Raw genomic sequence first — 8,338 nt, forward strand, 5'->3', positions numbered from 1 at the left:
AGCGGCGGAACGGCCAACGAGAACGCACCGGGGTCGGCCGGCAGCGCGGCAGGCGTCATCACCGCTCAATGATCCGTCACGCCCATGCCGCTCACAGAGCGCCCGGGTGCCCGCATGCGGCGGGATCCCAAGGAAGATGCTGGTGTCCGGCCGATTGGGGACACTTGACACGAGCGCCAGCTATATCGCGGTCGCGGGGGTCGTGCTGTGCCGTTCCCGGCTGGGCTACACCGTGACGACGATCTTCCCCGCGGGATGGCCCTGGGCGAGGTAGCGCATCGCGTCGGGCGCGTCGGCGAGAGCGTAGGTACGGTCGATGACCGGGGTGACCGAGCCCGCCTCGGTGAGGGTGGTCAGTTCGTCGAGATCTTCGTAGTGCTCCCGAGCGGCTACGCCGCGCACTCGCTGGCTGCCGAACAGTGAGAGCAACGGCGCGGCCAGTTGGCGTTGGAAGCCGCCGAGTAGCCAGCCTTTGGCGTGGCCGCCACCGACGAGGGCGATCGCCCCGCGCGGCGTGGTTGCGCGCCGGAGCAGCGACAACGGCCGATTGCCGGCGGTGTCGATGATGATGTCGTAGCGCGCGCCGCCACGGTCGATCTCGTGCTGGGTGTAGTCGATGACGTCCTCGGCGCCGATGGAACGCACCAGCTCGATCTTCGAGGTGCTGCAGACGCCGGTCACGCTTGCTCCATGTACCTTGACCAGTTGAACGGCGAACGACCCGACGCCCCCGGCCGCGCCGGTGATCAGCACCCGCTGTCCGGGCTGCACGCGTGCGTCGCGGATGCTCTGTAGCGCGGTCACCGCGGAGATGGGCATCGCCGCCGCCTGCTCGAAGGTGAGGTTGGCCGGCTTGGGTGCCAGCCGGTGCTGCCGCGCCGTCGCGTACTGGGCGAACGAGCCGCTCTGACAGGTGCCGTACACCTCGTCGCCGGGGCGCAGGCGGGTCACGCCGGCGCCGACCGCCACCACCACACCGGCGACGGCCCGACCGAGAACCGCGACCTTGGGCCGGCGCAGCCCGGCCGCGAGCCGCACCGCCATGGGCCGGCCGGTCATGAAGATCCACACGCCTGGGTCCAGGCCAGCGGCGCGTACCTCGATGAGCACCTCGTCGTCTCCGACCGAGGGTTTGTCGACCTCGCGGAGCTCGAGCACGTCGGCCGGGCCGTACACGTCGTGGACGATCGCTTTCATGACTTCTCCTCGGGAGAGTCGGGGTACTGGAACACGTCGTCGAGCGGAACGCCGAACACCCGGGCGATCCGGAAGGCCATCTCCAGGGATGGCGAATAGCGGCCCTGCTCGATGGCGATGAGGGTCTGCCGGGTCACGCCGATGCGCTCGGCGAGCTCGGCCTGGGTCATCTCGCCGTGCGCGAAGCGCAACGCGCGGATACAGTTGGTGACCTGCGTCGGCTTCACCACTGCGGGAGGCTCCTGCGGTACACGATGACCTTGGTGATGCCGCCGAGGATCGCCGACAGCACGAAGCACAGGTAGATGACGTTGGCGATCCAGAACCGGTCCCAGTCCGCCATGGCCATGAGCATCGCGGCGACCGCGCCGACGACCACGAACGACTGGCCGACGTGGTCGCCGAGCCGCCCGATCTCGCGGTCCCGCACGTCCTTGACGCGCGGCGCGCCCGGATTCAGGACGGCCATGCCGATCTCCGCCACGATCGACGCGACGATGGCCGCGCCGACCGTCCACAACAGGGCGCTCGCGTACGGCACGTCGGGCAGCGAACGACCATCGGCGCGGCTGACGATGAGGGCCACGTAGGCGGAGTAGCCGAGCACGGCGACGACCAGCCTGATCCACGCGCGTTTCTCTTCGTGCGTCATGACAAGCCCTCCGGATGTCTGAAATCTTTGACATCACCAAGGTAGCGAATATTTGACTTTCTGTCTAGAAAACTTTACATCACGCCTGGGGTGCGGTCATTCGGCTGACCGGCGCGGTCCTTCCCGCGTCCTCCCTGGCTTTCGGGACAGTGACAGTGAGTGCCGGCGGTGGCGATCCAGGACTTCCCGGCCATGCCGCTGCGTGGATCGATCGAAGGCTTCTACGGATCGCCGTGGACGCGCGCCGAGCGCCTCGACCAGCTGGCGTTCTACGGCGACGTCAAGATGAACACCTACGTCTACGCGCCCAAGGATGACCTCTACCACCGGGCACGCTGGCGCGACCCCTGCCCCGCCGACAAGCTGGCGAGCTGATCGACCAAGCCCGCCGACACCACGTCGAATTTACCTTCGCGCTCTCGCCCGGCGTCTCCATCTGCTACGCCGACGAGAACGACTATGCCGCGCTGGTCGCCATGCTGCAGGCCATGCCCGACCTCGGCGTCCGGGCGCTCTCCATCCCACTCGACGACATCTCCTACACGCGCTGGACTTGTGCCGCCGACCAAGCCGCCTACGGCGCACCCCAGCGCGGCCACCGCCGGTCGTGTCCAGGTGGAGCTGCTCAACCGGCTCAACCGAGAGTTCATCGCGACGCGCGGGGACATGCAGCCGCTGCAGATGGTGCCCACGGAGTACCGGACGCTGAACGACTCCGCGTACCGTTGCGAGATCCGGGAGACCTCGACGCCGGGATCCGACCTCGTGCACGGTTGCGAATCCTTGAGCATCGATGATCGTTGTTCGTGCCATGGCTGGCGCTGCGATCATGATGAACCCTCGAATGACAGGCTTGTCTCGGCAGGTGATTGCGGGCCTGGTCGCGGAACTGGCACCACGGTGGCAGGCCCGCCACCGTGATCGGCTCGCCACGCGCACACGTCGTCGCCGCATCGGTGCTGGCGCGAAGCACCGGTTCGCGTTCACCGACCGCCTGCTGGCCACGCTGGTGCACCTACGGCATGGACTGACCCACGACGTGGTAGCAGCCTGGTTCGGGGTGCACCGCTCGACGATCACCCGCAGCGTCGCCGAGGTGCGGCCGCTGCTGGCCGAGCGGGGGTGCGGGTGCACGACGGCGCCAGGCTGCGCACTCTCGCCGACGTGGTGGCATACCCGCGTCCGCGGCGCCGTTCTGCCCACCGACCGGCTGTTGCGCTACCGCAACGGCCAGCCGATCAGCAGCCGCCGCTACGACCACCTATGGAAACGCATCGGCGAGCGCCTGCCATGGGTCGCCGCGCAGGGCATCTCCACCCACTGGCTACGCCACACCACCCTCACCTGGGTCGAACGCCACTTTGGCTACGGCATCGCTCGTGCCTACGCCGGCCACACCGACCGCCGCGGACCCGTCACCACCACCTACATCAAGGCAGACCTGCACGCTGTCGCCGCCGCACTCGCCGCCATGACCGGCCAACCCCACCCGCTCGCCACCGCCACGCCCACACCCGACAGACAGGGGGGATGGTCTGTCGCGGCCAGCGGATGACGCCGTTACCCCCGGGTCCTACGCCACAGTCCTGATCAGTAACACAGCGCAACAGATGCCCCACTTCGGTGGACCACGCCGCATCCGCTTCTGTCGAGAAGAGTGCACTCGATCATGGTGTCGTGGCCGGTTTCTGTCCGTTACTAAACTACCGAGCGATGAACTCCGCAGATTCCGTCGGGCCGACCCACATGACCGACCAGATCATCGCCGCCCGTAAGGAGCTGGCCGACGATCTCGCCGACCTGACCGAGGCCCAGTGGGCCGCCCCGTCGCTCTGCGAATCCTGGACCGTCGAGGAGACGCTGGCGCACCTGACCTCGGCCGCGAACATGACTCCGTTCCGCTGGATCCGCAGCATGGCCGCAGCCGGGTTCCGTCCGGACGTGCACAACCGCCGCCGCTTGAACGAGCAGCTCGGTGTGACGCCCGCTGAAACGCTTGCAAAGTTCCGGGCAGCCATCTCGGCCACCACCGCGCCCTTGGGGCCCTCCGCCGCATGGCTGGGCGAGATCGTCGTGCATGGCCAGGACATCCGCCGCCCGCTCGGACTACATGGCGGGCCGTCGGTCGAGGCGGCCACCACGGTCGCCAGGTTCTTCGTGTCCAAGAACTTCGCCGTCAACAGCCGCAACGTGGCCATAGGCCTGCGATGGGAGGCGACCGACGGGCCGTTCCACAGCGGTGACGGTCCGATCGTCCGCGGAACGACGGAAGCTTTGGTGATGGTTCTCGCGGGCCGGCGTGCCTACCTCGCGGACGTCACCGGCGACGGCGTCGAGACGGTGAGCGCCCGTATCTAGGCCACCGGCGCGGCTCCGGGCGGGCTCGGTGCCGGGCTCAAAGTCCGGAGGCCGCTCGCAGTCGGCGTAGCGGCCCTGGTCGGTTCACCGTCGAGGGCGATGAACTCGCCACCGGAATCTGTCATCACCACGCCCTGGCGCCGCGAAAATCAGCGCGCGCATCTGCCGCAGACATGGCGCGCCAGCCGTCCGACAGCATCACCTCAGTCCGACATCCAGGTGGGCCGCCGCATCGTCAGATCATGATCTTGGCGGCAGATCTGGCCACCAGCACCAGGGTCAGCGTGACGCACCGTGATTGCTGGAGCGGGCATCAACGCGAATACAAGACAGTTGGATTACCTGACCCTGCCAGTCGGCTGGGCCAGTGGGCTGAGCACCTCGGACTGGTCCGCTTGGCTGTCGCGCTGCGTTGACGAGTCCGTCGATGACGTCGGCGGCGGTGTGTCGTATCGGCCCGCTCGCCGCCACGGCTATTCGATGGGTGCGCCGTCGGAGTCACGCCGCTGGGGCTTCTCTTCCGCCGGATCACGTACCAGAGCCGTAGCCCACCTCCGCAGCCTTTCTCTGAGGCCGGGTTCTGGGACCAGGTTCACCAATCCGCTGCCGGTGGCCCCCATCCCAACACCGATGATCGCTGCCCCAGCCAGAGTGTTGTCGTTGAGGAATGAGAGGCCGACGCCGATGAGCCCTACTCCGATGCAGATGGTCGCTGCCTCAAGCAGAGTGCGGCTGCTGGTCATGAGCGCGATGCCACCGCCGATGAACCCTACTCCGATGCAGATGGTCGCTGCCCCAGCCAGAGTGCGGCTGCTGGTCACGAGCGCGATGCCGAGGCCGATGCCTGCCACCCCGGCGCCGATGGACGCCGCCCCACCCAACAGTCTGTTGGCGGCTTCGGCGTCGTGGGAGAGAAGAACGGAGGTGACTGCCAGGGCCGTCGCGGCCAGGGTCGCATACGCGGCCCACGACGTCGGACCGAAGGCGGCCACGACCGCCCCGATCAGAGCCAGGGTCAGCAGTCCCCGGGCCGCGTAGCGGACCAGGGGCGCCTGGGGTGGCAGCGCGCGGAGCCAGGAGGCCGCTGACAGCACCGCGCCGACCCCGGCTGCCGCGGCGACGCCCCGATAACCGACGTCGTTGCTCAGGACGTTGATCCCCATGCCGCCGGCCGTGCCGAGGAACACCCCGGAGAGCCGGCCCCGCCAGTCCAACCGGTTCCGTTGCCCGTCGGTCTCACCGCTGGTGCTCACCCTGACAGCATGACGTGACCAGTCGAGCCACCCAGACGGCCCCGCGCGAAGCGGGGGCGCTGCCTTGAAGGCCCAGCCGTAGTTTCCGACCCGAAAACAACGGCAACGCTGGTCAACCGGCTGATGGCAGAGGCGGCGCTACCGCCTACAAAACCAGCTCCGACCAGCGCTGCGGTTGTTTTCGCTGCTTACTACCGGGAGGCCTACAGGGCCTTCCCCACGCCGGGAAAGGCCTTGTAGGCGGAGCTGGCCGCGATCGTTACCTGAGCCTGCTGTACAGCTCGATGATCTTTGCTTCGTTGGCGACGAGCGGCAGCTGGTCGAAGGTGAGGGTCCAGTCACTCGAGACGCCGCCGGTGTCGCCGACGCGCTCGATAACGCCGAAGCTGACCGGGTCGGTCTGGCCCTCGGGCAGGACCGTACCGTGCCATTCCAGGTATGTCGCGCCGTCGACCTTGATGGTCTGGCCCGGCTGTAGCTGGACATTTCTGACCTGGTCGAAGAACGTCCTCAGGTAGGCGAGCTTGCCCTGCGTGGTGCTGAGCGTGCCGCCATTCAGGCCGGGAGCGGACAGCGGCGCGCCGATGAGCCGTCCCACGAGCGCCTCGGCGTCCTCGTTGTTCCATGCCTTCGCGCGTTCAGCGAGCTCGTCGGGGCTGAGGACAGGTTGGCGGCCCTGGTCGGGGCTGCCGCCGTCGGCGACGTTGGCGAACAGGTCGGGCAGGCTGGGGTCGAGCGGTTTGAACCAGCTGTGCCGGTCGTAGTAGCGGCGGCCCTGGATGACCTTGCCGTCGTCGGTCAGCAGGACCCGGTAGACCGCGGAGTAGGCGACCTGGTGGCCCTTGAGCGTGGCCTCGTTGTGCGCTTCGAACATCACTGCGGGGCCGTTCACGGCGATGCGTGTGCCGCGGAAGCGGAAGTCGGGCACCAAGGCGAGCGAGCCGCTGATCGCCGTCCTGATGTTGTCCAGGCCCTGGACCGGCAGCCTGCTCGCGTTCGCCGGCTCCCACAGCGTCGCGTCCTTGGACCACATGTCGACGTAGGCGTCCACCCGGTCGGGGGTGGTGACCTTGCCGAACTTGATCTGCCGCTTGATGAATGAGCACGCGCCGGGCGACACCCAGCCGCTGATGGAGGTGACCTCCGGCCTCGCCTCGGCGCAGCCCGCGTTCCCGGCGCCGGACTCACCGGCGGCGAGGCCCGCCCGGTCCAAGCCTCCCATGGTTGCCTGCGCCGGGCTCCCGAACGTGTACAGCGCGAGCACGGCCCCGGCCGCGAGTCCTATTGCCACACGTCGAGTCGCCTTCATGACCTGCCCCTTTCGGTGTTCTTTCTGGTGACACCGAAATTAGGCCGATCTTGTCCGTGGCGAATCTGTCAGCGTGACGGTAGTCAGGCCGGCCACGGGGGCAGCGCCCGGGACGCGTAGCAGACAAGGGGTGCCCGGGGCGGCAGCCTGCGGAGCCAGGAGGCCGCTGACAGCACCGCGCCGACCCCGGCGGCTGCGGCGACGCCCCGGTAGTCGACGTCGTTGCTCGGGACGTTGATGCCCGTGCCGCCGGCCCAGCCGAGGAACACCCCGGACCAACCGGACCCGCCAGTCCAACCGCATCCGTTGCCCATCGGCCGTTGGTGGTCACCCCGACTTGTCACCTGGTTGCTGTAAGAGGGCATCTGATCCGTGTAGTGGTTGATTCACGTTCGGCCGTTGCGGTGATGGGGCTGGTTCGTTGATCGCCGCGTGGGCGTGCAGCGGCGTGGGTATCGGTCGGACTTGTCGGATGAGCGGTGGGCGTTGATCGAGCCGGTGCTGACCGCGTGGCGGGCGGCGCGGGTGGGTTTGGGGATCAGCCGGCCGGTGCATGACCTGCGGGAGATCGTCAACGCGATCCTGTACGTGGCCAGGACGGGGATCGCGTGGGAGTACCTGCCGCACGACCTCCCGCCGGCGAAGACGGTCTACGACTACTACGCCAAGTGGGAAGCGGACGGGACGACACAGCGGATCCACGATCTGCTGCGGGAGCGGGTCCGGGTCGCTCGCGGCCGCCGCGAGAGCCCGTCGGCGGTGGTCGTGGACTCGCAAAGCGTGAAGACCTCGAGCAACGTCGGCGAGGACAGCCAAGGCATCGACGCGGCGAAGAAGATCAAGGGACGCAAGCGGCACATCGCCACCGACACCCTCGGACTGCTCCTCGCCGTGATCGTCACCGCCGCGTCGGTGCAGGACTCCACCGCCGGCCGGCACTTGCTCACCAGTGTGTCCGCGGACCATCCGGACGTGGTCAAGGCGTGGGTCGACGGTGGCTACAACACCGCCGTACGGGCGCACGGCGCCCGGCTCGGCATCGACGTCGAGCGGGTGCCCCGCCCTGCGGGGAAGGGCTTCCACGTCCAGCCCCGCCGGTGGGTCGTGGAACGGACCTTCGGCTGGCTGATGCAGCACAGACGACTCGTCCGTGACTACGAGACCCTCCCTCAGCGCACCCGGGCGATGATCCATTGGGCGATGGCTAACACAATGAGCCGCTATCTCACCGGAGAATCCACCCCAACCTGGCGAAACGAAAACACCTAATCGGACCAACCTCACCAAGCGAGATCAGATGCCCTCTTAGGAATGCCAGCATGCAGCGGCGGACGGTCGCGTCAGGTATCGGACGAAGGCGATGGCGCGCGGCCGTTACTGGTCAGGTGTCTGCCTGCACAACGTCCACACCCACCTGCGGTGTCTGCCATGCAAGCCGTCACCGCCGGTACGCCAGATGTGCCATCATGCCTGTCGGGAGTGTCAAGTTAACGGCTGATCTTGGTTGTTGAGGTGGTCAGTGGTTGGCCGGGGTGAGCCGGCCCTCGAAGGCGATCTGGAAGGCGTTCA

Annotated in this window: 10 protein-coding genes and 1 pseudogene; 5 read left to right on the forward strand and 6 right to left on the reverse strand. The window is 67.9% G+C overall.

Features of this window, described 5'->3' with window-relative positions; translation table 11 throughout:
• Positions 1-225: 225 nt before the first annotated feature.
• From ABT006_RS34605 to ABT006_RS34615, 3 genes are read right to left on the reverse strand one after another with little or no spacing between them, the layout of a single operon-like run.
• Positions 226-1,197, reverse strand: a complete 972-nt coding sequence (locus tag ABT006_RS34605) for an NAD(P)-dependent alcohol dehydrogenase (RefSeq protein ID WP_350712690.1) — start codon at positions 1,195-1,197, stop codon at positions 226-228.
• Positions 1,194-1,427: a helix-turn-helix transcriptional regulator gene (locus ABT006_RS34610; RefSeq protein ID WP_350712691.1), complete on the reverse strand. Its 234-nt coding sequence runs from the start codon at positions 1,425-1,427 to the stop codon at positions 1,194-1,196. The genes ABT006_RS34605 and ABT006_RS34610 overlap by 4 nt, the downstream gene beginning before the upstream one ends.
• On the reverse strand, positions 1,421-1,849 hold the full coding sequence (locus ABT006_RS34615) for a hypothetical protein (RefSeq protein ID WP_350712692.1): 429 nt from the start codon (positions 1,847-1,849) through the stop codon (positions 1,421-1,423). The genes ABT006_RS34610 and ABT006_RS34615 overlap by 7 nt, the downstream gene beginning before the upstream one ends.
• Before the next feature lie 192 nt (positions 1,850-2,041).
• Here ABT006_RS34615 and ABT006_RS35220 point away from each other — a divergent pair.
• The 4 genes and pseudogenes from ABT006_RS35220 to ABT006_RS34630 all read left to right on the forward strand — a co-directional run.
• Positions 2,042-2,364, forward strand: a pseudogene (locus tag ABT006_RS35220) (beta-N-acetylglucosaminidase domain-containing protein); the annotation flags it as partial.
• On the forward strand, positions 2,309-2,770 hold the full coding sequence (locus ABT006_RS35225; RefSeq protein ID WP_502891062.1) for a beta-N-acetylglucosaminidase domain-containing protein: 462 nt from the start codon (positions 2,309-2,311) through the stop codon (positions 2,768-2,770). The pseudogene ABT006_RS35220 and the gene ABT006_RS35225, both read left to right, overlap by 56 nt.
• Positions 2,694-3,404: a helix-turn-helix domain-containing protein gene (locus ABT006_RS34625; RefSeq protein ID WP_502891063.1), complete on the forward strand. Its 711-nt coding sequence runs from the start codon at positions 2,694-2,696 to the stop codon at positions 3,402-3,404. Before ABT006_RS35225 ends, ABT006_RS34625 begins: the two co-directional genes overlap by 77 nt.
• A 191-nt stretch (positions 3,405-3,595) precedes the next feature.
• Positions 3,596-4,207 carry a maleylpyruvate isomerase family mycothiol-dependent enzyme gene (locus tag ABT006_RS34630; RefSeq protein WP_350712694.1) on the forward strand — a complete coding sequence of 204 codons (612 nt, stop codon included), beginning with the start codon at positions 3,596-3,598 and terminating at the stop codon, positions 4,205-4,207.
• Between the two features lie 473 nt (positions 4,208-4,680).
• Here the strand turns inward: ABT006_RS34630 and ABT006_RS34635 are convergent, their stop codons facing one another.
• The 3 genes from ABT006_RS34635 to ABT006_RS34645 all read right to left on the reverse strand — a co-directional run bounded on the left by ABT006_RS34635 (position 4,681) and on the right by ABT006_RS34645 (position 7,083).
• Positions 4,681-5,460: a hypothetical protein gene (locus tag ABT006_RS34635; protein WP_350712695.1), complete on the reverse strand. Its 780-nt coding sequence runs from the start codon at positions 5,458-5,460 to the stop codon at positions 4,681-4,683.
• Positions 5,461-5,719: 259 nt separating this feature from the next.
• Complete coding sequence (locus tag ABT006_RS34640; protein ID WP_350712696.1) at positions 5,720-6,724, reverse strand: nuclear transport factor 2 family protein; 1,005 nt, start codon at positions 6,722-6,724, stop codon at positions 5,720-5,722.
• 128 nt (positions 6,725-6,852) lie between these two features.
• A complete protein-coding gene (locus ABT006_RS34645; RefSeq protein WP_350712697.1) occupies positions 6,853-7,083 on the reverse strand; it encodes a hypothetical protein in 231 nt (76 codons plus the stop codon).
• A gap of 124 nt (positions 7,084-7,207) precedes the next feature.
• Here ABT006_RS34645 and ABT006_RS34650 point away from each other — a divergent pair, with 124 nt between their 5' ends.
• Complete coding sequence (locus tag ABT006_RS34650) at positions 7,208-8,038, forward strand: IS5 family transposase (RefSeq protein WP_350712698.1); 831 nt, start codon at positions 7,208-7,210, stop codon at positions 8,036-8,038.
• The last annotated feature ends 300 nt before the right edge of the window (positions 8,039-8,338 follow it).

This window comes from Micromonospora sp. NPDC002717 (assembly GCF_040295705.1).
In the GTDB taxonomy this organism is placed as follows: Bacteria; Actinomycetota; Actinomycetes; order Mycobacteriales; family Micromonosporaceae; genus Micromonospora.